This window comes from Jannaschia sp. R86511 (assembly GCF_042466345.1).
Classification (GTDB): Bacteria; Actinomycetota; Actinomycetes; order Actinomycetales; family JBBAYJ01; genus Aquipuribacter.
Window position 1 is genome coordinate 1,026,881 of sequence record NZ_JAXHCD010000001.1, and the last position, 25,391, is coordinate 1,052,271.

Annotated in this window: 24 protein-coding genes; 15 read left to right on the forward strand and 9 right to left on the reverse strand. The window is 73.8% G+C overall.

Going from position 1 to position 25,391, the window contains the following annotated elements; all coding sequences use genetic code 11:
• Positions 1-38: 38 nt before the first annotated feature.
• The 5 genes from SJY06_RS05080 to SJY06_RS05100 all read right to left on the reverse strand — a co-directional run bounded on the left by SJY06_RS05080 (position 39) and on the right by SJY06_RS05100 (position 3,618).
• Complete coding sequence (locus SJY06_RS05080) at positions 39-518, reverse strand: helix-turn-helix domain-containing protein (protein WP_380165276.1); 480 nt, start codon at positions 516-518, stop codon at positions 39-41.
• A gap of 77 nt (positions 519-595) precedes the next feature.
• Positions 596-1,183, reverse strand: coding sequence for an aerial mycelium formation protein (locus tag SJY06_RS05085; RefSeq protein ID WP_380165278.1), 588 nt, complete (start codon positions 1,181-1,183; stop codon positions 596-598).
• A gap of 25 nt (positions 1,184-1,208) precedes the next feature.
• On the reverse strand, positions 1,209-2,078 hold the full coding sequence (locus SJY06_RS05090) for a 3-keto-5-aminohexanoate cleavage protein (RefSeq protein WP_380165280.1): 870 nt from the start codon (positions 2,076-2,078) through the stop codon (positions 1,209-1,211).
• Positions 2,075-3,082 (reverse strand): YgfZ/GcvT domain-containing protein, encoded by a 1,008-nt coding sequence (locus SJY06_RS05095; RefSeq protein ID WP_380165282.1) that lies wholly within the window; start codon positions 3,080-3,082, stop codon positions 2,075-2,077. Before SJY06_RS05095 ends, SJY06_RS05090 begins: the two co-directional genes overlap by 4 nt.
• The gene (locus tag SJY06_RS05100) at positions 3,079-3,618 is read right to left on the reverse strand and encodes an FABP family protein (RefSeq protein WP_380165284.1); all 540 of its coding nucleotides are present in this window, start codon (positions 3,616-3,618) and stop codon (positions 3,079-3,081) included. The genes SJY06_RS05095 and SJY06_RS05100 overlap by 4 nt, the downstream gene beginning before the upstream one ends.
• 133 nt (positions 3,619-3,751) lie before the next feature.
• On the opposite strand from SJY06_RS05100, the gene SJY06_RS05105 reads away from it, so the two are divergent.
• The gene (locus SJY06_RS05105; protein ID WP_380165286.1) at positions 3,752-4,135 is read left to right on the forward strand and encodes a DsrE family protein; all 384 of its coding nucleotides are present in this window, start codon (positions 3,752-3,754) and stop codon (positions 4,133-4,135) included.
• 224 nt (positions 4,136-4,359) lie between these two features.
• On the opposite strand, the gene SJY06_RS05110 is transcribed toward SJY06_RS05105, so the two are convergent.
• The 3 genes from SJY06_RS05110 to SJY06_RS05120 all read right to left on the reverse strand — a co-directional run bounded on the left by SJY06_RS05110 (position 4,360) and on the right by SJY06_RS05120 (position 6,235).
• Positions 4,360-4,860 carry a DUF4395 domain-containing protein gene (locus SJY06_RS05110; protein WP_380165288.1) on the reverse strand — a complete coding sequence of 167 codons (501 nt, stop codon included), beginning with the start codon at positions 4,858-4,860 and terminating at the stop codon, positions 4,360-4,362.
• A complete protein-coding gene (locus SJY06_RS05115; protein WP_380165290.1) occupies positions 4,857-5,369 on the reverse strand; it encodes a TlpA family protein disulfide reductase in 513 nt (170 codons plus the stop codon). The genes SJY06_RS05110 and SJY06_RS05115 overlap by 4 nt, the downstream gene beginning before the upstream one ends.
• Positions 5,370-5,449: 80 nt before the next feature.
• Positions 5,450-6,235 carry a hypothetical protein gene (locus SJY06_RS05120; protein ID WP_380165292.1) on the reverse strand — a complete coding sequence of 262 codons (786 nt, stop codon included), beginning with the start codon at positions 6,233-6,235 and terminating at the stop codon, positions 5,450-5,452.
• A gap of 48 nt (positions 6,236-6,283) precedes the next feature.
• Between SJY06_RS05120 and SJY06_RS05125 the strand changes: the two genes are divergently transcribed.
• Positions 6,284-6,985 carry a winged helix-turn-helix domain-containing protein gene (locus SJY06_RS05125; RefSeq protein WP_380165294.1) on the forward strand — a complete coding sequence of 234 codons (702 nt, stop codon included), beginning with the start codon at positions 6,284-6,286 and terminating at the stop codon, positions 6,983-6,985.
• A gap of 67 nt (positions 6,986-7,052) precedes the next feature.
• Here the strand turns inward: SJY06_RS05125 and SJY06_RS05130 are convergent, their stop codons facing one another.
• Positions 7,053-8,900: a bifunctional metallophosphatase/5'-nucleotidase gene (locus SJY06_RS05130; RefSeq protein WP_380165296.1), complete on the reverse strand. Its 1,848-nt coding sequence runs from the start codon at positions 8,898-8,900 to the stop codon at positions 7,053-7,055.
• Positions 8,901-9,121: 221 nt separating this feature from the next.
• On the opposite strand from SJY06_RS05130, the gene mshD reads away from it, so the two are divergent.
• The 13 genes from mshD to SJY06_RS05195 all read left to right on the forward strand — a co-directional run bounded on the left by mshD (position 9,122) and on the right by SJY06_RS05195 (position 25,379).
• Entirely contained in the window at positions 9,122-10,138 is a 1,017-nt protein-coding gene (gene mshD, locus SJY06_RS05135) for a mycothiol synthase (protein WP_380165298.1), read from the forward strand.
• A gap of 12 nt (positions 10,139-10,150) precedes the next feature.
• The gene (locus SJY06_RS05140; protein WP_380165300.1) at positions 10,151-12,715 is read left to right on the forward strand and encodes an RNA degradosome polyphosphate kinase; all 2,565 of its coding nucleotides are present in this window, start codon (positions 10,151-10,153) and stop codon (positions 12,713-12,715) included.
• A gap of 76 nt (positions 12,716-12,791) precedes the next feature.
• Positions 12,792-13,940, forward strand: a complete 1,149-nt coding sequence (locus tag SJY06_RS05145; protein WP_380165302.1) for an extracellular solute-binding protein — start codon at positions 12,792-12,794, stop codon at positions 13,938-13,940.
• A 123-nt stretch (positions 13,941-14,063) separates the two neighbouring features.
• Positions 14,064-15,032, forward strand: coding sequence for a phosphate ABC transporter permease subunit PstC (pstC, locus tag SJY06_RS05150; protein ID WP_380165304.1), 969 nt, complete (start codon positions 14,064-14,066; stop codon positions 15,030-15,032).
• A complete protein-coding gene (gene pstA / locus SJY06_RS05155; protein ID WP_380165306.1) occupies positions 15,029-16,213 on the forward strand; it encodes a phosphate ABC transporter permease PstA in 1,185 nt (394 codons plus the stop codon). The genes pstC and pstA overlap by 4 nt, the downstream gene beginning before the upstream one ends.
• 31 nt (positions 16,214-16,244) lie before the next feature.
• A complete protein-coding gene (gene pstB / locus SJY06_RS05160) occupies positions 16,245-17,024 on the forward strand; it encodes a phosphate ABC transporter ATP-binding protein PstB (RefSeq protein WP_380165308.1) in 780 nt (259 codons plus the stop codon).
• A gap of 23 nt (positions 17,025-17,047) precedes the next feature.
• Positions 17,048-18,307 (forward strand): APC family permease, encoded by a 1,260-nt coding sequence (locus SJY06_RS05165; protein ID WP_380169673.1) that lies wholly within the window; start codon positions 17,048-17,050, stop codon positions 18,305-18,307.
• Between the two features lie 149 nt (positions 18,308-18,456).
• Positions 18,457-19,938 carry a cysteine--tRNA ligase gene (cysS, locus tag SJY06_RS05170; protein ID WP_380165310.1) on the forward strand — a complete coding sequence of 494 codons (1,482 nt, stop codon included), beginning with the start codon at positions 18,457-18,459 and terminating at the stop codon, positions 19,936-19,938.
• Entirely contained in the window at positions 19,938-20,981 is a 1,044-nt protein-coding gene (rlmB, locus tag SJY06_RS05175; protein ID WP_380165312.1) for a 23S rRNA (guanosine(2251)-2'-O)-methyltransferase RlmB, read from the forward strand. The genes cysS and rlmB overlap by 1 nt, the downstream gene beginning before the upstream one ends.
• A gap of 281 nt (positions 20,982-21,262) precedes the next feature.
• Positions 21,263-22,036 carry a sugar isomerase domain-containing protein gene (locus SJY06_RS05180; protein ID WP_380165314.1) on the forward strand — a complete coding sequence of 258 codons (774 nt, stop codon included), beginning with the start codon at positions 21,263-21,265 and terminating at the stop codon, positions 22,034-22,036.
• Positions 22,037-22,117: 81 nt separating this feature from the next.
• Entirely contained in the window at positions 22,118-23,551 is a 1,434-nt protein-coding gene (gene ngcE / locus SJY06_RS05185) for an N-acetylglucosamine/diacetylchitobiose ABC transporter substrate-binding protein (RefSeq protein WP_380165316.1), read from the forward strand.
• Between the two features lie 32 nt (positions 23,552-23,583).
• Positions 23,584-24,480, forward strand: coding sequence for a carbohydrate ABC transporter permease (locus tag SJY06_RS05190; protein WP_380169674.1), 897 nt, complete (start codon positions 23,584-23,586; stop codon positions 24,478-24,480).
• The gene (locus SJY06_RS05195; protein WP_380165318.1) at positions 24,477-25,379 is read left to right on the forward strand and encodes a carbohydrate ABC transporter permease; all 903 of its coding nucleotides are present in this window, start codon (positions 24,477-24,479) and stop codon (positions 25,377-25,379) included. Before SJY06_RS05190 ends, SJY06_RS05195 begins: the two co-directional genes overlap by 4 nt.
• Positions 25,380-25,391: the final 12 nt, after the last annotated feature.

Sequence of the window (25,391 nt, forward strand, 5' to 3'; positions counted from 1 at the left end):
TGGACCGGGCCGGATCAGGGGGCCCGGGGGTGCTGGGTTCAGGCGTCGCTGGCGGGTCGCGGTGTCCCGCGGCCGGCGGCGACGAAGCTGGCGTAGACGTCGAGCAGGGCGCGCTTCTGGTGCTCGTCGAGCAGGGGGTCCGCCGCCACCGCGGCGGGGACGTCGCTGCCGCCGACCTCGTCGAGCAGGCCGGCGCGGACGTAGAGGGCCTCCGCGGAGATCCGCAGCCCCTTGGCGATCTGCTGCAGCACCTCCGCCGACGGTCGGCGCAGGCCACGCTCGACCTGGCTCAGGTACGGGTTGCTGACGCCGGCCGCCTCGGCGAGCTGGCGCAACGACATCCGGGCCTGCTGGCGCTGCTCGCGCAGGTGGTCGCCGAGGTCGTTGACCTTGCTGCGAGCCCCGTTGACGGCGCCGCCGACCGAGCCGACCACGGTGCCGGCGACGGTCCCGGCCGCCGCACCCGCCCGCTCGGCCTTGCCGGGGCGACCCGGCTCGGCGGTGCTCTCGTCGCTCACGGATGACAGTCTGCAAGCAAACTGCTAACTATTGCAAGCGGAGCCCGGGTGACCTCGGTCACCCGGCGGCGCCGGGCTCAGCCGGGGGTCGTGCCCGGGCTCTCGCGGTCCAGCACGTCGGCCACGTCGAGCACGCCCTCGCGGTACCGGCGGCCGAGCTCGTCGCTCAGCGCGTCCGAGGCGCGTTGCACCGCGGCCCGCATCTCGCCGACCTCGCGCTGCAGGGCGTCCAGGTGGGCGACGGCCGCGGCCAGCGCCTCGTCGTCCAGGCCGCCGGGGTCGCTGATGGCGGGGTCGGCCACGGCCGCCTCGGCGGCCCGGCGGTGCTCACCCACCCGGCTCGGCTCCGCGACGACGTGCCGGCCCAGGCCGTGGCTGGCCGCGGGCGCGTCGCTCAGCGCGCGCGACAGGCTGGCGACCAGGGCGTCCGTGTCGCCGGGCAGGCCCGACCCGGCCCCACCGCCGGCGGCGCGAGCGGCCTGCTCGGCGCGCAGCAGGTCGAGCCGGCCGTGCAGCAGCCGGCGTGCGTAGCTGAGGTCGGTCTCCTCCTGCTCCGCCTCGCCCCGCCGGGACCGCAGCTCGTCCACGTCGATGTCGCGCAGGCCGGACAGGAAGTCGTCGGCCAGCACGTGGTCGATCCGTCGACGGCCCCCGGGCTGCTGCATGACGGCGATGGTAGGCCCTGACCCCTCAGGCCCGCTGCAGGCTCGTGAGGCCGAGCAGGTCCCGGGCCGCGGCGACGGCCATCGGCGGCCGCTGCAGCTCGGTGGCGACCCGGGCCGCCCGGGCGACCAGGTCGGCGTTGGAGGCGACGGGGACCGGGCCCTCAGGGCCCCGCCCCCACACCACCGTGTCCTCCATGCCGACGCGCAGGTGACCGCCGGCGGACAGCGCCGCCGACAGCACGGGCAGGTGGCTGCGCCCGATGCCCGTGGCCGACCAGGACGTCACCTGCTCCGGCAGGGCCGCCACGCAGGCCACCAGCGCGTCGGCGGTGCCGGGCATGCCGCCCGGCACCCCCATCACCAGGTCGACGTGCACCTGATCGCCCGCGGGCAGGCCCTCCCGGTCCAGCAGCCGCCGCAGCGTGCTCAGCTGCCCCAGGTCGAAGACCTCGAACTCGGGCACGATCCGGCGGTCGCGGCTGGCCCGGAACAGCTCGACGACGAACCCCCACGGGTTCATGAACACGTCGTCGCCGAAGTTGACCGTGCCCAGCGTCAGGCTGCACGAGTCGGGCTCGGCGTCCAGGACGGCCAGGCGGGCGTCCATCGGGTCGTGGACGCTGCCGCCGGTGGACAGCTGCACCACCAGCGAGCACGCCTCGCGGACGGCGGCGACCGTCTCTCGCACCCGGGGCAGGTCGAGCGTGGGTGCGTGGTCGGCGTCCCGGACGTGGATGTGGACCATGGCCGCGCCGGCCGCCTCGCAGACCGCGGCCTCGGCCGCGATCTCCTCCGGGGTGGTGGGCAGCTGCGGGACGTCGGCCCTGCGGTTCTCCGCGCCCGTGGGGGCGACCGTGATCATCGTGGTCGCCGGGCGGGCCAGGAACCGGCTCACGGGGTGACCAGCACGTCCTGGGAGGCGGCGACACCACCGGCGTCGAGCACGGCGTCCGCGGGGGTGTTGCGCTTGACGACGGCCAGGGCGACGGGACCGAGCTCGTGGTGGCGGGCGACCGTCGTCAGCCGGCCCACGACCTTGTCGCCGTTTCGGAGCTCGTCCCCGGGGGCGGGCAGGGTGTGCCCGGAGCCGTCCAGGTGCAGCAGCACGATGCGCCGGGGCGGCCGGCCCAGGTTGTGCACCCGGGCCACGGTCTCCTGGCCGCGGTAGCAGCCCTTCTGCAGGTGCACGGCGGTCCGCAGCAGGTCCAGCTCGTGGGGGATGGTCCTGTGGTCGGTCTCGCGCAGGTGCCGGGGGCGGCCCGCGGCCACCCGCAGCGCCTCCAGGGCCCAGGTGCCGGCCCGCGGCCGGTCGGCCAGGGCGGTGGCGACGTCGGCCCGGGGGACCAGCACCTCGCGCCAGGCCCAGCCGAGTCCGGGGTGGACGTCGTCGGCGCTGCCGTAGGCGACGGACAGCGGGCTGGTGCGCGGCCAGGGGTCCACCCAGGCCAGCGGCTCCCCGTCGACGGACTCCCGGCCCACCGGCTCGCCGAGCACGGCCCAGTCGGCGGTGACGTCGGCGACCTCGACCCGCAGCATGAACCGCATCCGGTCCAGGTAGGTGACCAGGTCGGCGGTGGTGCTCGCCTCCACCACGAGCCAGGTCGTGGTGCCGTCGTCGACCACGTGCAGGTCGTGCTCGACGTGGCCGTGCGGGCTCAGCAGCAGCGCCTCGACGGAGCGACGGGGCGGCAGGTCGTCGAGCTTCTGGGTCGACAGGCTGTTGAGCCAGGTGAGCCGGTCCGGGCCCGTCACGGTGACGACGCCGCGGTTGCTCAGGTCGACGACGGCCAGGCCCTCCTCGAGCAGGCGCTGCTCCTTGAGGGGGTCGCCGTAGTGCGCCGCCACCCCCGCGTCGAGGCCCTCGGCGCTCATCACGGCGTCTGCTGCGGTACCACTCATGCGACCTTCTTCAGCCGGGCGGAGGCGTGCGAGCTCATGCCGTGCCCGACGGCGACCATGTCCATCGCCCACAGCAGGTCCCCGGCGACGTAGCCGTAGAGCCGTGTGGCGGCGGAGTACTCCTTGGCGTCGCGGGACCGCGCCACCAGCTCGGTGCTCAGCTCGATCTTGCCGGCGTGGGCTTCGCCCAGGTACTGCTCGACGTAGCCCATCGGGTGGGCCAGGAGGAGCTCGACCTCGGTGCCGTCCAGGCCGGCCTCGCCGGAGGGGACGCGCCAGAAACCGGTCTCGGTGGCCAGGGGGGCGCCCAGGTTGCCGTCGGCGTCCAGGGCCCAGGTGCGGGAGTCCCAGCGCAGGAACGCGCGGCCGTCGTGGCTGACCACGACCTCCTGCCCGAACGGGACGGCCTCGTCCATCGTCGGGTAGACCACCTCGCCCGCACCCTGCCAGGTGCCGACGAGCCAGCCGATGGCCACCAGCGGACGGGCGAGGTCCTCGGGGATCTCGATCGGTCGGGGGCCGGAGGGGGAGGCCACGCTCAGCGCTGGCCGGCGAACAGCTTGTAGAGCACGACCAGGCTCACCCACCCGATCGCCAACGACGACAGGACGAGCAGTCCGGTGAACACGACCTCGAGCCACAGCACCCTCGCATCGTAGCCTCGCCACCATGACGACGACTGCGGCCGGGCCCGCCTCCGCACGTCTGGTGGTCAAGGTCACGTGCGGGGCCGAGGCGCCGGAGCGCTGCAACCAGGCCCTGACCGTGGCCGCGACGGCGCTGGCCGCGGGGGCGCAGGTGTCGCTGTGGCTGACCGGCGGGGCGGTGGACCTGGCCCGCACCGGGGCGGCGGGCTTCACCCTGGAGCACGCGGCCGACCCGCTGGAGCTGCTGGCCGCGGTCCTCGCCGACGGGCAGGTCACGGTGTGCACGCAGTGCGCGGCCCGGCGCGGCCTGACCGCGACCGACCTGCCGGACGGCGTGCGCATCGCCGGGGCGGCCGTGTTCGTCGCCGAGGCGCTCGACCCGACGACCACGGCGCTCGTGTACTGACCGCGGGGTGTCGTCGACCGGGCTGAGGCGCTCGCCCGCTGGACGACGTCGTGGTCGCAGCCCGCATCGACCGCGGTGGGGCCGCCGCGATCGATGACGCCTTGATCGCGGCGGTTGTCGATCGGATCAGGCCGCTCGTGGTCGATGACGTCTTGATCGCGGCGGTTGTCGATCGGATCGGGTCCCGCGTGGTCGATGACGTCTCGATCCCGGCCCCCGTCGGCTCAGGCGGTCGCGGTGGAGCGGGTCCGCAGCCGCAGCAGGACGCGGTAGCCGGCGCAGCCCAGGCAGATCCCGAATGCGGCGTTCAGCCCGGCCGCGAACAGGGCCACGGCGGCCGAGCCGACGACCGCGCCGGGCACGCCGAGACCGGCCAGGAGCAGGCCCACGCCGACCACCACGAGCCCGACGAGCTGCGCGAAGCGCGGGGCGGCACCGTCCTCCCACCAGGTCGGCGGCGCCAGCCGGGGCCGGACCGCGGTCCGGAACAGCAGGCCCCACGGGCCGCGGCCGGGGCCCAGGACGACGGTCGTGGCGAACAGCACGGCCTGCACGGCCAGCAGCCACCACGCGCCGGTCACCACCACGGCGGCCAGCACCAGCGACGTCATCGCCGCGCCGAAGCGCGGCCCTCGCGGGTCGACGGCGCGCGGCGGACGCGGCCCCGCGGGGCCGGGACCAGCCGGGGCCGGGCCCTCCGGGGTCGGGCCGTCCGGTGCCGTCACCGGTCCACCCCGGTCAGGTCGTCGGCGCGGTCCGCCGTGAAGGGGGCGCGGCCGGTGGCCAGCGCGGCCAGCGCCTGCCGGGCGACGTCGGCGTCGACGGGCCCGGGGTGCGCGCCGACCACCTGGCCGTCGGCGTCGGCGAGCAGCACCGTCGGGGCCGTCCGCACGTCGAACCGGGCCACGAGCGCCGGAGCCTGCTCGGCCAGGACGTGGTGCACGGCGACCGTGGGGTCGTCCGCCACCTCCCGGCGCAGCAGCGCCAGGGTCCGGGCGCAGTCGCTGCAGCTGCGGGTGCCGACGACGACCAGCGTCGCGGTACGGCCCGGCTCACCGAGCCCGGCCGGGGCGGCCTCGCCCGGCGGCACCAGCGGCCGGGTGCGGTGCTCAGCGGGTGGTGCGAAGGCCCGCCGGCCCCGACGGTGCTCGCGCAGCCGCCACAGCCCACCGACCACGAGCACGACGGCGACCACGCCGACGAGCAGGACGAGACGTTGCCAGACCGGGTCCACGGCGGCAGCAACGCCGGCCTCCGGCCCGGTCTTCCCCGTGTCCGGTGGGTGGGACGGCGTCCCGGCCGGCGCGCGGCGGCTCAGCCGACGGTGAGGCGCGCGCCGACGTGGACGGCGAGGCCGGCGGCGAGCACGCAGGCCGCGCCGGCGGACACCGCGGCCCGCCGGTGCGAGGTGGTGGGCTGGCGGTACAGCAGCACGTGCAGGCCCGCGGTGCTGGCCCCGGCGACCCCCCCGATCACCAGGGCCTCCGGCACGCCCACGGGCAGCGACGCGACGGCCGAGGCGACGGCGCCGGCCAGCAGCGTCCCGCTCAGCACGGACAGCGGCAGGGTGAGGGCCCGGGGCCAGGGCAGGGTCATGGTCAGCGCGGCCGCGACGCAGCCCAGCCCGCCGGCCACGGCGGGCCCCACGTTGCCCGTGCCGGCGTCGGCCACCAGCCAGCCGGTGCCGAGCAGGACCAGGGCCTGGCCCGTCACGGTGGCCGAGACCGACTCCACGAGCCGGGGCCGGCCGTCACGGCGTCCCATCTGGTGGACGAAGGCGGCGATGATGCCCAGGGCGAAGGTGGTGGGGATCCACACCAGGGCCTCGGGTCCGCCCACCGCCACGACCAGGGCGCCCACGGCACCCGTCGCGGTCACCACCCAGCCGACGCCCCAGCCGACCGGCACCTGGAGCAGCCGGGTCCAGCCGTAGCCGACCGCGGCGACCACGAGCACGAAGGCCACCGGGGCCCACCAGTGGCCGTAGGGGCCGCGCGACACCAGGGGCACCACGGCCACCGCCGTCGCCGCCACCAGCGCGCCGAGCAGGACGAGCAGGCGGGCGAGCACCGAGGCATCGTGCCACGACCGCTCGGGCACGCCCTATCCTTCGAGCGCAGCGGGGGGACCGGCGACGAGGAGGATCGTGTGGCGCGACTTGTGCTGCTCGGCGACGCCCTGAGCCCGTCGGCCCGCGCGCTGCCCGCCCTGGCGCTGCTGCCGCACCGGGTGGACGTGCTGCCGGGCGTGCCCGGGGCGCTGGTCGACCTGGGGGACGCCGACGTCGTGCTGGTGGACTGCCTGCGCGACCTGGCGGCGGCCCGCTCGCTGTGCCGGCTGCTGCGCACCACCTCCCCCGACCTGCCCGTCCTGGCGGTCATGACCGAGGGCGGCCTGGCGGCGGTCTCCGGCGACTGGGGCGTGACCGACGTCGTGCTCAACGACGCAGGCCCGGCCGAGGTCGACGCCCGGCTGCGGCTGGCCGTCACGCTGCGCGTGGCCCAGTCCACGGTCGACGAGACCCCGGGCGAGATCGTGGCCGGCGACGTCGTCATCGACGAGAGCACCTACACGGCCCGGGTGCGGCGGCAGGTGCTGGACCTGACCTACAAGGAATTCGAGCTCCTCAAGTTCCTGGCCACGCACCCGGGCCGCGTGTTCACCCGGGCGCAGCTGCTGCAGGAGGTGTGGGGCTACGACTACTTCGGCGGCACCCGGACGGTCGACGTCCACGTCCGTCGGCTGCGGGCCAAGCTCGGCCCGGAGCACGAGCACCTGATCGGCACGGTGCGCAACGTCGGCTACCGCCTGGTCGTCGGTCGCGCGGCCGTGGAGGAGGAGACGGGCTGAGCCCCTCCCCGGACGCACGGAGGGCCCCCGACCTGCTGGTCGGGGGCCCTCCGTATTCAGCCGCGGGTCACGGCAGGATCGTGATCCTGCCCTCGCCCGCCACCGGGTAGTCCGCCGCGGTGACCACGCCACCGAGGTCGTCGGTCAGGTACTGCGACAGCGCCTGCTGGTACTGCACGCCCAGGCGCGTGAACTCCTGGACGGGGTAGCCGTCGCCGCCGTTGAGCGAGAAGTCGTTCGAGGCCACCGGCAGCGTGCCGGTGAAGACGACCTGGCCGTCGGCGACCAGCACGGTGCCGTCGTCCAGGACGATGCTGCGGATCCGCTCGCCCGGGGTGACCTCGACGGTGGCGCCGTCGACGATCTGGGTGACGCGGGCCTGGCGCGAGGGGTCGATGACGATGCTGGCGCCCGAGATCTGGGCGAACGCGCCGTCACCGGTGCCGGGCAGGGACTTGGCGCCCTGCTCCAGGACGGCCTTGATGTCGGCCACGGTCATCTCCGGGGCGATGGACACGAAGTTGGCGAACGCCGCGATCCGGAACGTGTCCGCCTCGGTGAAGGGACCGACGGGCTGGTCGACGTTGCCGCGGATGCCGCCGCCGTTGTGGAAGGCGAGGCGAGGGGCGGGGACGCCGAACTCGGCGGCCCGCTTCTCGGCCGCCGCGAACATCATGTCCGCCATCAGGTTGCCGCCGTTGGACTCACGGCCGCGCACGTCCGGGGTCTGGAAGTCGAGGTTGACCTCGCTGGTGGCCAGCACGTTGGCGTCCAGCTCGTCGAGGTAGGCCTGGACGGGCTCCTCGACGTTCTCGACCAGGAACTCGTCGGGCTCGACCGCGTCGGGGCCGGTCGAGCTGACCCGGTAGACGCCCGAGGTGTCCTCGTCCCAGCTGAGGACCTCGCCGGAGGAGTCGAAGTTGAGCGTCAGCGCGCCCACGTAGCGCCAGCTGCCCAGCGTGGTGACGACCGGGACCTCGCTGCCGTCGGCGTCGGTGGACACCAGGGGGTAGTCGCCGGCCCGGACGTCACCGGGGACCAGCAGGTCGTCCGGCGTGGCCAGCAGCTCGGCGCCGCCGCCGCCGATGACGGCGTCGACCCCGGTCAGCTCGGTGACGAGGTCGATCTCCTCCTGGATGTTCTGCAGGTGGGACTGCAGCACGATGATGTCGACGCCGTTGTCGGTCAGCAGGTCGACCTGGGCCTGCGTGATGTCGACGAGCTCCTGCTCGGCCACGACCCCGCCGGGGGAGCTGATCGAGGGCAGCAGCGGGGTGGTCAGGCCGATGACGCCGATGCGCCGGCCCTTCTCGCGCACGACGGTGCTGGCCGCGATCGAGCCGTCCTCGGCCAGCGCGGTGAGCGTCGGCTCGCCCGACACGTCCAGGTTGGCCGAGACGAACGTCGTGTCCGGGACGGCCTCGATGAACCGGGCCAGGGTGGCCGGGCCGAAGTCGAACTCGTGGTTGCCGATCGCGAGCACGTCGTAGTCCAGGTAGTCCACGGCGAGGGCGTCGTAGAACGGCGCGCCGGGCTGGTTGCTGGCGTTGAACTCGGCCCCGGCCAGGTAGTTGTCACCGGAGTTCAGCAGCAGGAACCCGCGCTTGGACGACTGCCCGGCCGGCGCGCGGCCCGTCACCGAGCTGCGCTCGAGCCGGTCCACGACCGAGGCGAAGCGCGCCACGCCGCCGTACTCGGCCCCGTCGACGACGCTGGGGGTCAGGGCGGACTCGCCGTCGTTGTTGTGCGCGATCGTCAGCGTGAAGGCGGGCCGGGGGCCGGCCGCCTGCGCGGCGGCGGCCTTGCCTCGTTCCTTGGGGGCGGCGGACGCGGTGCCGGCGCTGGCCGCGCCGGTGACCGCGAGGGCCACGGCGGCGACGACGGCGACGGCGCCGCGGCGGGTTGCCTGGGACATATCACTCCTGGAAGTCGGTTCTACGGGGTCTCGCCCGCCCACCCCCGACGGGGACGGGACGGGCGCATGCTCACCCGGCCGTGGTGCATCCAGGTGAGCACCGGGTGAACGGTCCGCGAACTACCGTCCGATTACCAGCACCTGCGGTGTGTCATGACCCTGCGTGGTCGGGCCCTCGCTGGGCGTGCGGTGCCCGTGGCTGGGCTGGCTACAGTCGGCGCATGCTGCCGACGGACACCGACCACCCCGGCCCGGTCGCGGTCGAGCAGGCCGGGCGGCTCGGCCCGGCCGACGTCGCCGCCGTGCTCGCCCTGGTGCGCCGGGCCACCGACACCGACGGCGTGGCCCCGCTGTCCGAGCACGTCCTGCTGCACCTGCGCCAGGGCGGCCAGGAGCCGGGCCGGCACCTGATCGTCCGGGACCCGACGGCCGGGGCCGGGCTCGTCGCCTACGCGCACCTGGACCCCACCGACGCCGTCGAGGGGGCCTCGGCGGAGCTGGTCGTCGACCCGGGGCACCGGCGCCGCGGTCACGCCCGCCGTCTGGTCGAGGCCCTGCTGGGGCTGGCCGCGGAGCTGGCCGACGGCCGGCTGCGGCTGTGGTCGCACGGCGAGGCCGCCGACGCCACCGCCCTGGCCACCGCGATGGGGTTCGTCCGGGTGCGCGAGCTGTGGCAGATGCGGCGCAGCCTGTACGCGGCCCTGCCCCGGGTCGAGGTGCCGGCCGGGGTCCGGCTGCGCGGCTTCGAGCCGGCCGACGCCGACGCGGTCCTGGCCGTGAACGCCGCCGCGTTCGCCGAGCACCCGGAGCAGGGGCGGTGGACCCGGGCCGACCTCGACGCGCGGCTGCGCGAGGACTGGTTCGACCCGGCCGGGCTGATCCTGGCCGTGCGGGACTACGGTGGTACGGACGACGGCGAGCTGCTGGCCTTCCACTGGACCAAGGTCCACGGCGCCACCCGGCACAGCCACGACGAGACCGGCGACGGCCCGGACACGGCCGGCAGCCACGCCCACGAGGCCATCGGCGAGGTCTACGTGGTCGGGGTCTCGCCGGGCGCGCAGGGTCGCGGCCTGGGGCGGCTGGTCACCCTGGTCGGGCTGCGGTACCTGCGGGAGCGGGGGCTCACCCAGGCCATGCTCTACGTCGACGCGGACAACACCGCGGCCGTGCGGACCTACACGGCGCTCGGCTTCGCCCGGTGGGACGTCGACGTCCAGTTCCAGCGCCAGGTCTGACAGCATCTGCCCATGGCAACCGCCCGTCAGGCCGACCAGACCTCCGAGGACGCAGGCACGACCGCTGCCGCCGACCAGCCCGCCGCCGAGCGGGCGACGTCCGGGCGGAGCGCCGGCAAGCGGACCGCCGGCACGCGGGCCCCGGCCAAGCGGACGCCGGCCAAGCGGACGCCGGCGAAGCGGACGCCGGCGAAGCGGACGCCCGCCAATCGGACGCCCGCCCAGCAGTCCCCTGATCAGGCCCCGGCGGTGACGCCGGACCCGCCCCACCACGGCGCGCCCCGGCCCCACGACAGCGACGACATCGTCGAGCACCTCGGCGCCCCGGTCCCGCCCCCGGTGGACGAGCCCGACGACCTGCCCGAGGACCGGTTCGCCGACCGCGAGGTGTCCTGGCTGGCGTTCAACGAGCGGGTCCTGGAGCTGGCCGAGGACCCGGAGGTGCCGCTGCTGGAGCGGGCCCGGTTCCTGGCGATCTTCGCCTCCAACCTCGACGAGTTCCACATGGTGCGGGTGGCCGGGCTCAAGCGGCGCATCGCCACCGGCATCGCCGTCCGGGCCGCGTCCGGGCTGGAGCCGCGCGAGATCCTCCACGAGATCGCCCAGCGCACCGAGCAGCTGATGGGCCGGCACGCCCGGGTCTACCGCGACGACGTCGCGCCCGCCATGGCCGAGCAGGGCATCACGGTGCTGCGCTGGGACCAGCTCGACGACCACGCCTGCTCCCGGTTGACCGAGCTGTTCCGCGCCCAGGTGTTCCCGGTGCTGACGCCGCTGGCGGTGGACCCCGCCCACCCGTTCCCGTACATCTCCGGGCTGTCGCTCAACCTGGCCGTGGTGGTGTCCAACCCCGCCACGGGCAAGCAGCACTTCGCCCGGGTCAAGGTGCCGCCGGTGCTGCCGCGGTTCCTGCGGGTGCCCCACGAGCAGGGCGAGGACGACGACCGGGCCGACTTCGTGCCGTTGGAGGACGTCATCGCCGCGCACCTGGGGATGCTGTTCCCGGGCATGGACGTGGTGCGGCACTCGACGTTCCGGGTCACCCGCAACGAGGACCTCGAGGTCGAGGAGGACGACGCGGAGAACCTGCTCCAGGCCCTGGAGAAGGAGCTGCTGCGCCGCCGCTTCGGCCCGCCGGTCCGCCTCGAGCTGGCCGACGACATCGCGGAGGAGGACGCCGAGCTGCTGCTGCGCGAGCTGGACGTCACCCCCGACGAGGTCTACCGGCTGCCCGAACCGCTCGACCTGCGGGGTCTGTTCATCATGGCCGACGTCGACCGGCCCGAGCTGCAGTTCCCGAACTTCCTGCCCCGCACCCACCGCGACCTGGCCGAGGTCGAGACGGCCAAGGCCAGCGACGTGTTCGCCGCCGTCAGCCGGCGCGACGTGCTGCTGCACCACCCCTACGACTCGTTCTCGACCTCGGTGCAGGCGTTCCTCGAGCAGGCGGCCAACGACCCGCACGTGCTGGCCATCAAGCAGACGCTGTACCGGACCAGCGGCGACAGCCCCATCGTCGACGCGCTGATCGACGCGGCCGAGGCGGGCAAGCAGGTGCTGGCCCTGGTGGAGATCAAGGCCCGCTTCGACGAGCAGGCCAACATCAGCTGGGCCCGCAAGCTCGAGCAGGCCGGGGTGCACGTCGTCTACGGCATCGTCGGGCTCAAGACGCACTGCAAGCTGAGCCTGGTCGTCCGCCGCGAGCCGGGCGGGCTGGCCCGGTACTGCCACGTCGGGACGGGCAACTACAACCCCAAGACCGCGCGGATGTACGAGGACCTGGGGCTGCTGACCAAGGACCCGCAGGTCGCCGACGACCTGGCGGTGCTGTTCAACCAGCTGTCCGGCTTCGCGCCCAGCTCGTCCTACCGGCGTCTGCTGGTCGCGCCGCGGACGGTGCGTCAGGGGCTGGTGGACCTGGTCGAGCGCGAGATCAGCAACCACGAGCGCGGCCTGCCCGCGGGCATCCGCATCAAGGTCAACTCGATCGTCGACGAGGCGTTCATCGACTCCCTGTACCGGGCGTCGCAGGCCGGCGTGCCGGTCGACGTGGTCGTTCGGGGCATCTGCGCGCTGCGTCCGGGCGTGCCCGGCCTGAGCGACAACATCCGGGTCCGCAGCATCCTCGGCCGGTTCCTCGAGCACTCGCGGATCTTCGCCTTCGTCGGCGCGGGCGAGCCCGTGGTCTACATCGGCAGCGCCGACATGATGCACCGCAACCTCGACCGGCGCGTGGAGGCCCTGGTGCGCCTCGGCGACCGCCGCCACGTCGAGCAGCTGATGAGCCTGCTGGACACCTCCATGGACCCCGGCACCGCCTCGTGGCACCTGCAGGCCGACGGTCGCTGGGAGCGGCACCACGTCGACGCCGAGGGCCGTCCGCTGGCGGACCTGCAGACCATGATGATCGCCGCCCACGGGGGGCGTTCGTCGTCGCGCCGGGGGGGCGACGCTCGTCACCCAGCGTCCGGAGCCGGTGACGGCCTGACGTCGCCGTTATCGCGCCGTTACTGCGGTGCGGCGGGGTCGACCAAGGTTCGGCATCCGTTCACCTCCTGGTCATCTGGGGGGCTCTGAGGGGTCCCGCGGCCCGGTTAGTTTCGGGATGCAACGAGCCGAGCCCGCACCCCACGGGCCCCTCCAGGAGGTAACTGTGAAGCGCTCCACCCTGACCCGCGGCCTCATCCCGACCGCAGTCGTGCTCTCGCTCGCCCTTGCCGCCTGCGGCGGCGACGAGGCCGGCACCGACGACGCCAGCACCGACACCGGCGCGGCCGGCACGGATGAGTCCATGGACGACACCGACGCCGCGGCCGGCGGCGAGGAGCTCGCCGGCACGCTGGTCGGCGCCGGCGCCAGCTCGCAGCAGGCCGCCGTGCAGGCCTGGGTCGCCGGCTACAACGGCGTGCAGCCCGGAGTGACCGTCAACTACGACCCCATCGGCTCGGGCGGCGGCCGTGAGCTGTTCCTGGGCGGCGGCTCGGACTTCGCCGGGTCCGACGCCTACCTCGACGATGACGAGCTGGCCACGGTCGGCGACGTCTGCGCCTCGGGCGACATCGTCGAGCTGCCGCTGTACATCTCGCCCGTCGCCGTGATCTTCAACCTCGAGGGCTTCGAGACTGTCAACATGCCCCCGGAGGTCATCGCCGGCGTCTTCGCCGAGACCATCACCAGCTGGGACGACCCGGCCATCGCCGAGGCCAACCCCGACGCGGAGCTGCCCGCCACCCCGATCGTGCCGGTCCACCGCTCCGACGACTCCGGCACGACCGAGAACTTCACGTCCTACCTCGACACCGTGGCCGGCGACGTCTGGACCTACGGCGAGGTCGAGACCTGGCCGGGTGACCTCGGCGGCGAGGCCGGCGCCCAGACCGCCGGCGTCGTCCAGGCCGTCCAGGCCGGCGACGGCTACGTCGGCTACGCCGACGCCTCCCAGGCCGGCGAGCTGGGCACCGTGGCGGTGGGCGTCGGCGAGGAGTTCGTCGAGTTCTCCCCCGAGGCCGCGGCGACCGTGCTGGACGTCTCCGAGCGGGTCGAGGGTCGGAGCGACACCGACCTGGCCATCGACCTGGCCCGCGACACGCAGGAGTCCGGCGCTTACCCGATCGTCCTGGTCAGCTACCACATCGCCTGCGCTGACTACGAGGACGACGAGAAGGCCGGTCTGGTCAAGGACTACCTGACCTACGTGGCCAGCACCGAGGGCCAGCAGATCGCGGCCGACAACGCAGGTTCCGCCCCCATCTCGGACACCCTGCGCACCGACGTCCAGGCGGCGATCGACGCCATCCAGTGAGCGGCGGTCGGGGCTGAGGTCCTGACCAACCGCTGACACGCAACTGGACCAGAGACGGGTCGGGCGGTCACCATCTCGGTGGTCGCCCGACCCCGTCCCCCACTCAGCTCCGATTGGACGCCCATGACGACGGAAACGCGCAGCGCGCCGGAGTCCGCCGCACCACCGCCGCCGCCCGGTCAGAAGGCGCCGGTCCGCCCGGGAGACCGGATCTTCTCCGGAGCGGCCCTCGCCGCCGCCCTGACGATCCTGGTCACCCTGGCCGGGGTGGCGCTGTTCCTGTTCGTCCGCGGTTACCCGGGGTTCACGGCCGACGAGGAGGAGGTCGGCGCCGCCGGCTTCGTCGGGCTCGTCGTGCCGCTGCTCTTCGGGACCATCTGGGTGTCCGCCCTGGCCCTGCTCATCGCGGCGCCCGTGGCCATCGGCATCGCCCTCTACATCTCGCACTACGCCCCGCGCCGGGTGGCACGCACGTTCGGCTACGTCGTCGACCTGCTCGCCGCCGTGCCCAGCGTCATCTTCGGCTTCTGGGGCATCACGGTGCTCGCGCCGTACCTGGTGCCCGGCTACCAGTGGCTGGAGGCGAACCTCGGGTTCATCCCGTTGTTCACCGGGCCCACCGCCAACAGCGGTCGGGTCATGCTCACCGCCGCGCTGGTGCTCGCCGTGATGATCCTGCCGATCATGACGTCCGTCTGCCGCGAGGTGTTCCTGCAGACGCCGCGGCTGCACGAGGAGGCCGCCCTGGCGCTCGGGGCCACCCGCTGGGAGATGATCCGGATGGCGGTGCTGCCCTACGGCCGCTCCGGGATCATCTCCGGCGCCATGCTGGGCCTTGGGCGCGCGCTGGGCGAGACCCTGGCCGTGACGATCATCCTGTCGGTCGTGCCCGGGACGATCACGTTCAACCTGCTCAGCTCGCAGAACCCGTCGACCATCCCGGCCAACATCGCCCTCAACTTCCCCGAGGCGACCGGGGTCGGCGTCGCCGTGCTGGTCGCCACCGGCCTGGTGCTGTTCGTGCTGACCTTCCTCGTCAACTACCTCGCGCGGCTGGTCGCGGCCCGTGGCTTCTCAGGAGCAGCCGGATGAGCCCCCAGGACGAGCCCACCACCGTCGGCACCCGCCCCGACGCCCGCCCCGAGTCCGTGGCGGCGGCGGACGCGTCCGGGCTGACTCCGGAGCGCTTCGGCACGCCCGGCCCGCGCGAGCCCGTCGCGGCGCCCGAGCCGCCCCCCGGCAGCGGCATCGGGGGCAGGTTGCCGGCGGCTCTGTCGCCCGTCCTGCTGCTGGTCTGCGCGGCGGCCTCGGTCGGCATCCTGCTGGCGTTCTCGGCCTTCTCGTTCACCGGCGCGGCCTGCCTGACGGCGCTGACCTACACCGTGGCGATCTTCGTCGTGGGGGTCGTCGTCGAGGGCCGCCGCCGGGCCGTGGACCGGGTCGTCACCTCGCTGGTCACCATCGCGTTCGTGCTGGCCATGGCGCCGCTGCTGTCGCTGGTGTGGACCGCGGTGTCGCAGGGCCTGGTCCGTCTGGACCCGGCGTTCTTCACCGAGACCATGGCCGGGGTGGTGGGTGAGGGCGGCGGCGCCGCGCACGCCATCGTCGGCACCTTGCAGGTCACCGGCCTCGCGGCCCTGGTGTCCATCCCGGTCGGCATCATGGCGGCCATCTGGCTGGTCGAGTACGGCCGGGGGCCGCTCAAGGCGGCCATCACGTTCCTCGTGGACGTCATGACCGGCATCCCGTCGATCGTGGCGGGCCTGTTCGCCTTCGCGCTGTTCGCCACGGTCCTGGGCGACCCGGGCCACCGGTCCGGCTGGGCCGGCGCCATCGCCCTGAGCGTGCTCATGACGCCCGTCGTCATCCGCTCCTGCGAGGAGATGCTCAAGCTCGTGCCCGACGAGCTGCGCGAGGCGTCCTTCGCCCTCGGTGTCCCCCGCTGGCGCACCATCGCCAAGGTCGTGCTGCCCACGTCGATCGGCGGCATCGTCGCCGGCATCACCATCGCCATCGCCCGCGTCATCGGCGAGACCGCCCCGCTGCTCATCACCCTGGGCTTCACGGTCGGCTTCAACTTCTCGATGACCGAGGGCCGGGTCTCCACCCTGCCGGTGTACGCCTACGACCAGTTCATCCGCCGGGGCCTGCCGCCCGAGGCGTTCGTGGAGCGGGCCTGGACGGCCGCCCTCGTGCTCATCCTCATCGTCATGCTGCTCAACGGCATCGGCCGGCTCATCGCGTTCATTTTCGCCCCCAAGACCAACCGCTGACCCGGTCCGACCGGTACGAGAGGTAGCCCCAGTGTCCAAGCGCATCGAGGTCAACGACCTCAACATCTTCTACGGCAAGTTCAAGGCCGTCGAGGACGTCAGCATGGTCATCGAACCCCGTTCGGTCACGGCCTTCATCGGTCCGTCCGGCTGCGGCAAGTCGACCTTCATCCGGTCCCTCAACCGGATGCACGAGGCCATCCGCGGCGCCTACGTGACCGGCGAGGTGCTGGTCGACGGGCAGAACCTGTACGCGGCCTCGACGGACCCGGTCAACGTCCGCCGCCAGATCGGCATGGTGTTCCAGCGCCCCAACCCGTTCCCGACCATGTCGATCTACGACAACGTCATCGCCGGGTACAAGCTGAACGCCAAGCGGATGAACAAGAAGACCGCGGACGAGAAGGTCGAGAAGGCCCTGCAGGGCGCCAACCTGTGGAACGAGGTCAAGGACCGGCTCGGGGAGTCCGGCTCCAGCCTGTCCGGCGGTCAGCAGCAGCGGCTGTGCATCGCCCGCGCCATCGCGGTCGAGCCCGAGGTGCTGCTGATGGACGAGCCCTGCTCGGCGCTGGACCCGATCTCGACGCTCGCCATCGAGGACCTCATACAGGAGCTCAAGGCGCAGTACACGATCGTGATCGTCACCCACAACATGCAGCAGGCCGCGCGGGTCAGCGACCGCACCGCGTTCTTCAACATCGCGGGCACCGGCAAGCCGGGCAAGCTCATCGAGATGGACGCGACGACGACCATGTTCTCCAACCCCAAGGTCGACGCCACCAACGACTACATCTCCGGCCGCTTCGGCTGAGCGGGTCCGGCCTGGCCCGTCGGCTGGGCACGACCGACGCCGTCGTCATCGGTGTCGGATCGATGCTGGGCGCGGGCGTGTTCGCTGCGTTCGCGCCCGCGGCGCAAGCGGCGGGCGGGGCCCTGCTCGTGGGCCTGGCGCTGGCGGCTGTCGTGGCCTACGCCAACGCCACGGCCTCGGCCCAGCTGGCGGCGCAGTACCCGACCTCGGGCGGGACGTACGTGTACGGCCGGGAGCGGCTCGGGCCCTGGTGGGGCTTCCTGGCCGGCTGGGGCTTCGTCATCGGCAAGACCGCCAGCTGTGCGGCCATGGCCCTGACCGTCGCGGCCTACGTAGCCCCCGCGGGGTGGGAGAAGCCGGTGGCGGTCGCGGCCGTCGTCGCCCTGGCCGCGGTCGGCTACCGCGGCATCACCCGCACGGCCCGGCTCACGCGGGTCATCGTGACGGTGGTGCTGGTGGCCCTGGCGGTCGTCGTCCTGGCCGGGCTGGTGGGCGGTGATCCGCAGTGGTCGCGGGTGGTCTCCTCCGACGACGCCGCCGGTGGTCCGAGTGGCTGGTACGGCGTGCTGCAGTCGGCCGGGCTGCTGTTCTTCGCCTTCGCCGGGTACGCCCGGATCGCCACCCTGGGCGAGGAGGTCCGGGACCCCGCGCGCACCATCCCGCGCGCGGTCCTGCTCGCCCTGGGCGTGACGGTGGCGGTGTACGCCGTCGTCGGCCTCACCCTGCTGGCGGTGCTCGGGCCGGCGGGGACCGCCGCCACGGCCACGCCCCTGGCCGCCGTCGTCGATGCCAGCGGCTGGGCCTGGGCGTCGCCGGTCGTGCGGGTCGGCGCCGCCGCCGCGGCGCTGGGGGCGCTGCTGGCCCTGCTCGCCGGGGTCGGCCGGACCAGCCTGGCCATGGCCCGGCACGGTGACCTGCCGCGAGGGCTGGGCGCGGTGCACCCGCGGTACCAGGTGCCGCACCGGGCCGAGGTCGCCCTCGCGCTCGTCGTCTGCGTCCTCGTGCTGACGGTGGACCTGCGGGACGCGATCGGGTTCTCGTCGTTCGGGGTGCTGCTGTACTACGTCGTCGCGAACGCGGCCGCGTTCACCCAGGACGCGTCGCACCGGCGGTTCCCCCGGGCGCTGCAGGTCCTGGGTGCGGTCGGCTGCGTGGTGCTCGTCGTCACCCTGCCCGTGACGTCGGTGCTGGTTGGGGTGGGCGTCCTGCTGGTCGGGGTCGCCTACCGGTCCTGGGTCGGTCGGCGCGCGCCCCGGGACCGGCCCACGTCGATGGCGTCTTGATCCATGTGGGTGTCGACCGTGCGGAGGGCGGATCCGGTCGATGACGTCTTGATCCACGTGGGTGTCGACCGTCCGGGCGGTCCGGGCCCTGGCCGGCCCCCGCCGCCTGACCGGCGCGGCCGGCGGCCGGGCGCCCGTACCCTGGGCCGGTGCCCGAACCAGCCCCCTCGCCCGGCCTGCGCCTGCACGACAGCCTGAGCCGCACCACCGCCCCGCTGGACCCCGTGGTCCCCGGCCACGTCGGCATCTACGTCTGCGGGGCCACGCCGCAGACCAGCCCGCACATCGGCCACCTGCGGGCCCAGGTGGTCTACGACGTGCTGCGCCGCTGGCTGCTGCACGAGGGGTACCAGGTGACGCTGGTCCGCAACGTCACCGACGTCGACGACAAGATCCTGACCAAGGCCGCCGAGGCCGGGCGGCCGTGGTGGGCGCACGCCTACCGCTACGAGCGCGAGTTCACCGCGGCCTACGACGCGCTGCGGGTGCTGCCGCCGACCTACGAGCCGCGCGCCACCGGCCACGTGACCGAGATGGTCGAGCTGATGCAGCGGCTGATCGGCGCCGGCCACGCCTACCACGTGCCCGGCACGGCCGACGTGTACTTCGACGTGCGCAGCTTCGCCGACTACGGCCGGCTCACCCGGCAGGGCCTGGACGAGCTCGAGCCCGCCGACGACACCGACCCGGAGCTGGCCGGGCGCAAGCGCGACCCCCGCGACTTCGCGCTGTGGAAGTCGGCCAAGGACAGCGAGCCGGCCACCGCGTCGTGGCCGACCCCGTGGGGGCGCGGCCGGCCGGGCTGGCACCTGGAGTGCTCGGCCATGGCCACCCGGTACCTGGGCGCGGAGTTCGACGTCCACGGCGGCGGCCTGGACCTGCGCTTCCCGCACCACGAGAACGAGATCGCCCAGTCCAACGCCGCCGGTGACCCGTTCGCGCGGGTGTGGCTGCACTCCGCCCTGCTGACCACGGCGGGGGAGAAGATGAGCAAGAGCCTGGGCAACTCCCTCGGCGTGGCCCACCTGCTGGGCCAGGTGCGTCCCGAGGTGCTGCGCTACTACCTGGTCTCGGCCCACTACCGCAGCAACCTCGAGTTCTCGCCGACGTCGCTGACCGAGGCCGCGGCCGCGTGGGAGCGCATCGAGGGCTTCCTGCGCCGGGCGGTCGAGCTGGTCGGCGACGAGCAGGTCGACGGGCCCGACGCCCCCGCGGGCGAGGTGGCGGCCGGCTTCCGGGCGGCGATGGACGACGACCTGGCCGTGCCCTCGGCCCTGGCCGCGCTGCACGGCGTGGTCCGCGACGGCAACGCCGCCCTGGCCGCCGGGGAGCGCGACGCCGTCGGGTCGGCCGCGCGCAGCGTGCTGAGCATGGCCCGGGTGCTGGGGGTCGAGCCCGCAGGCGGCCCCGCCGGGGCGGACCGCAGCGCGCAGGCCCTCGAGCAGCTGGTCCGGGCCGAGCTCGGCGCCCGCGCCGCCGCCCGCGCCGCGCGCGACTGGGCCAGCGCCGACGCCGTGCGCGACCGGCTGGCCACCGCCGGCGTGGTCATCGAGGACACCGCCGACGGCGCCCGCTGGTCGCTGGCCGAGCCGAGCACCACCCGTGGATCCACGACGCAGGGAGACAGCTGATGCCGGGCAACGCCGGTCGACGAGGTGCGGTCCGCCGCGGCAAGAAGGGACCCTCCGTCGGCAGCGGCGGGCAGCGGCGCAAGGGCCTGGAGGGGCGGGGTCCGACGCCCAAGGCCGCCGACCGGCCGTCGCACCCGGCCAACGACCGCAAGCTGGCCAAGGAGTCGGCCGAGAAGAAGGCCGAGCGCGACGCCAAGGCCCTGGCCGGAATGCGCAAGGGCCGTCCCGGCGGCCCCGGCGGCCCCGGCGGCCCGGGCGGGGCCCGTCCGGGCAGCCGGCCCACCCGGCCGAGCCAGGGCCGTCGCTCGGGCACCGGCTCGGAGTACGTGGCCGGGCGCAACTCGGTGCTCGAGGCGCTGCAGGCGGGCATCCGCGCCACCGGGCTGTACCTGCAGGACGGCCTGGACTCCGACACCCGGGTGCGCGAGGCCGTCCGGCTGGCCTCCGACGCCCGCATGTCGGTGCTGAGCGTCGGCAAGGGCGACCTCGACCGGCTGACCGACGGCGCGGTCCACCAGGGCGTCGCCCTGCAGATCCCGCCCTACGACTACGCCCACCCCGACGACCTGCTCCAGGGCCGCAGGCGCAGCGACGTGGTCGTCATCGCCCTGGACGGGGTCACCGACACCCGCAACCTGGGCGCCGTGGTCCGCTCCGCGGGCGCGTTCGGCGCCGCCGGCGTCGTGGTGCCGTCCCGCCGCAGCGCCGGCATGACCGCCGGTGCCTGGAAGTCCAGCGCCGGGGCCGCCGTGCGCGTGCCGGTGGCCCGCGCCGCCAACCTGGCCCGCGCGCTGCAGGCCTACAAGGACGCCGGCCTGATGGTCGTCGGCCTGGACGCCCAGGGCGACGTCGAGCTGCCCCAGCTGGACGTCGAGGGCACCGGGGTCTGCCTGGTCGTCGGCTCCGAGGGCGAGGGGCTCAGCCGGCTCGTCCGCGACCTGTGCGACACGGTCGTGTCCATCCCGATGGCTGCGGAGACCGAGTCGCTGAACGCCGGCGTCGCGGCCGGCATCGTGCTGTACGCGGTGGCCCAGCAGCGCTGATCCCGACGCCCCGGTGAGCCCGGGTCGGCCTCGGCCGGCCCGGGCTCGCTGCTGCCCGGCCCGGGGTCCTGGTGGGCCGGCCGCGGTCGTCGACGACCGGTCGGGCAACCGTTGCCCTGCGGGCCTTGTGCCTGGAAACTTTTTACCCAAACATGGGTCGAAAGCCTTCCGGTGCTCGCTCGAGCGGTGCTAGCGTCCGATTCAGACCGATTGTCACAACAATCGATCAGAGTCAGTCATCGAGGTGATGACGCCTGCCCGCCGACCTCCAGGAGCCCACCGTGCCGTCCACGGCCCCCCCGAGCCACGTCCTCGCCTTCGAGCACGAGGTGACCAGCCGGCTCCAGCAGGTGTCGACCCTGGCCCGGGCCGGCGGCCTGGACGCCGCGGTCGAGCTGCTGGCCACGGCCATCGCCCGGGGCGGGGTCGTCCACGCGTTCGGCACCGGTCACTCGGAGGCCTTCGCCATGGAGGTGGCCGGCCGGGCCGGCGGGCTCATCCCCACCAACCGCGTGGCCCTGCGGGACGCGGTGCTGTTCGGTGACCACCAGCTGGCCGAGCTCGGGGGCAAGCCGCCGCTGGAGCGGGACCCGAACATCGCCCGGGACCTGTTCGCCACCGTGCGGCGCGAGCCCGACGACGTGTTCGTCATCGCCTCCAACTCCGGCGTCAACGGCTCCGTGGTCGGCATGGCGGTGCTGGCCCGGGAGCACGGCCACCGGGTCATCGCCGTGACCAGCCTGCAGCACACCGCGGCCGTGGCCCCCAAGCACCCCAGCGGCAAGCGGCTGGCCGACGTGGCCGACGTCGTGCTGGACAACCTCGCGCCCTACGGCGACGCCACCCTCGACCCGGTGGGCGGGGTCCCGGTGGGGGCGGTGTCGTCGCTGACCTCGGCCTACCTGGCCCAGCTGCTCACCATCGGCACGGCCGCCCGGCTGGCCGAGCAGGGCCTCGAGGTCCCGCTGTACGTGTCGGCCAACGTGCCCGGCGGGGACGAGCACAACCACGCTCTCGAGGCCCGGTACGGCGACCGCATCCGCCGCGGGGCCTGAGCCCCGACGAGCACCAGCACCAGCACCAGCACGGACGAGCACCAGCACCCGACGAGCATCCCGACGACCACGGAGCTGACCATGACCGACCCGACCAGCCGCACCCCGTTCCACCGGCGCCAGTTCCTGCGGGCCTCCGCCGTCGCCGGGGTCGCCGCCCCGCTGAGCATCACGCTCGCCTCCTGCGCGGCCTCGGGCAGCGGCCCCGACACCCCGGCCTCGGGCGAGGCCGCCGGCTCCGCGGGGCCCGTCGACGCCGACAACCCGTTCGGCATCGCCGCGGGCCCGGTCGACGCCGTCATCTTCGACGGCGGCTACGGCACCGACTACGCGTCGTTCGCCGGTGACGTGCTCGCCGAGCTGCACGACGGCGCCACGGTCGAGGTGACCGCCTCCACCACCATCGCCCAGCAGATGCAGCCGCGCTTCGTCTCCGGCAACCCGCCGGACCTGCTCGACAACTCCGGCGCCGGCGCGATCGGGCTGTCCGCCATCGTCGACGACCTCGAGGACCTGCAGCAGGTCATCGACTCGCCCAACGTCGACGGCACCGTCATCGCCGACACGCTGTACCCGGGCGTGCTGGACGTCGGCATGTACAACGGCAAGCTCGCGGCCATCAACTACGTGCTCACCGTGTACGCGCTCTGGTACTCCGAGAGCCTGTTCGAGGCCAACGGCTGGCAGCCGCCGCGCACCTGGGACGAGGCACTCGAGCTGGGGGCCGCGGCCCAGGAGCAGGGCAAGTACCTGTTCACCTGGGGCACCGAGGCGGCGTCGTACTACCTGACGCTCGCGGTGGACTCGGCCATCAAGCAGGGCGGTGACGACGTCCGCCTGGCCATGGACAACCTGCGCGAGGACGCCTGGAGCCTGCCGGCGGTCACCGACGTGCTGGCCGCCATGGAGCAGGTCGTCGCCCGGGGCTACATGCGTCCCGGTGGCGCGGGCACCCAGTTCACCGCCGCCCAGGCGCAGTGGAGCCAGGCGCAGGAGGCCCTGCTTTACCCGTCGGGCTCGTGGATCGAGAACGAGATGAAGGAGCAGACGGCCGAGGACTTCGTCATGACCGGGGCGCCCGCGCCCACGGTCGACGCCGACTCGGCGCTGCCGTACGAGTCGATCCGCAACACGCCCAACGAGCCGTACGTCGTGCCCACGCAGGCCGCCAACGCCGCGGGCGGCAAGGAGATGCTGCGCGTCATGCTGTCGCCGGAGACCGCGACCGAGTTCGCCCGGACCAAGCTGGCCTCGACCATCGTGCGCGACACCGTGCCCGAGGACGCGTTCGGCTCCACGGCGCTGGCGGCCCAGATCGACATGCTCGAGGCGGCCGGGGACCAGACGTTCTCCTGGAACATGGTCTCGACCTACGGCATGACGGCCGAGGTCAACGTGCTGTTCAACAGCTTCCTGTCCGGGGAGTCCGACGCGGCCGCGCTCGCCACCGGCATGCAGGAGCTGTTCGACCGGATCCGCGAGGACGACGCGATCGTGAAGATCGAGATCGCCTGATGGTCGGGCGGGCCGGGTTCGACCGGGTGAGCATGATCGTGGTGTTCCTGGGTCTGCCCTTCGCCCTGTACCTGCTGCTGGTGCTGTACCCGTTCACGCAGGCGGCGTACTACTCGCTGACCGCGTGGACGGGGTTCAGCGCCGAGCAGCCGTTCGTCGGGCTGGCCAACTACGCGCGGCTGGCGGGTGACGACCGGTTCCTCACCGCGCTCGGCAACAGCGCCACCCTGCTGCTGGTGGTGCCCGTGGTGACCCTGGTGCTCAGCTTCGCCCTGGCCGTCCTGGTGACCTTCGGCGGCTCCAGCCACGGCGGCGTCCGCGGGCTCGGCAGCGCCGGCTTCTACCGGGTCGTGTCGTTCTTCCCGTACGTGGTGCCGGCCATCGTCATCGGCATCATCTGGAGCCAGGTCTACAACCCGGCCAACGGCCTGCTCAACGGGGCGCTGACCGCGGTGGGCCTGGACCGGTTCGCCGACTTCGCCTGGCTGGGCAGCTCCGACACCGCCATGACCGCCTCGATCGTGGTCATCGTGTGGTCGTTCATCGGCTTCTACATGGTGCTGTTCGTCGCGGCCATCAAGGGCATCCCGGCCGAGCTGTTCGAGGCGGCCCGTCTCGACGGCGCCGGCCGGTTCCGCTCGGCGGTGCACGTGGCGCTGCCGGGGGTGCTCGGCAGCGTCCGCACCGCCTACGTCTACATGGGCATCCTCGCCCTGGACGCCTTCGTCTACATGCAGGCGCTCAACCCCAGCGGCGGGCCAGACAGCTCGACGCTGGTCATCACGCAGCAGATCTACACCACGGCGTTCTCGCAGGGGCAGTTCGGCCTGGCCTGCGCCATGGGGGTCGTGCTGGCAGTGGTGACGTTCGGCTTCGTCACCGCGGTGCTGTCGGTGTCGCGGCTCGTCGAGCGGCGGCTCGGCGCATGAGCGCGCCCGCGCTGCCGCGCCCACGTCCGCGCCCGCGCACCGAGACCGTGCGCCGACGCGGACCGGCTCCCCGCGGGGAGCGTGCGGTCGGCGTCACCTCGCACACCATCCTGGTGGTGTGGACCGTCCTCGTGCTCGCGCCGCTGCTGTGGACGGTCATGTCGTCCCTGAAGACCTCGCAGGAGATCTTCGCCTCGCCGTTCTCGCTGCCGGCCTCGCCCCAGTTCGGCAACTACGTCAGCGCCTGGACCACGGCCGGGATCGGGCGGTACTTCCTGAACTCGGTGCTCGTGGTGGGCAGCGCGCTGGTCATCACCATGCTGCTGGGGGCCATGTCGGCCTACGTGCTGGCGCGCTTCACGTTCCCCGGCCGGACGGTGGTGCGGACCCTCGTGGTCGCGGGGCTCACGTTCCCGGTGTTCCTGGCCGTGGTGCCGCTGTTCTTCATCCTGCAGCAGCTCGGCGTGCTCAACACCCTGCCCGGCCTGGTCGCGGCCTACGCCGCCTATGCGTACCCGTTCACGGTGTTCTTCCTGATGAGCTTCTTCGCCGACCTGCCGGGCGAGATCGGCGAGGCCGCGGCCCTGGACGGCGCGGGGGAGTGGCGCACGTTCTTCCAGGTGATGCTGCCCATGGCGCGGCCGGGGATGGCCTCGGTGGCGATCCTCAACTTCGTCGGCCTGTGGAACCAGTTCCTGCTGCCGGTGGTGCTCAACTCCGACCCCGACTCCTACGTGCTGACCCAGGGCATGGCGTCCTTCGCCTCGCAGGCGGGCTACTCGGTGGACTTCGGCGCGCTGTTCGCCGGGGCCGTGCTGACCATCGTGCCCGTGCTCGTCGTCTACCTCGTGTTCCAGCGCCGCCTGCAGGGCTCGGTGGCGCAGGGAACGTTCAAGTAGGCCGCGAGGTGA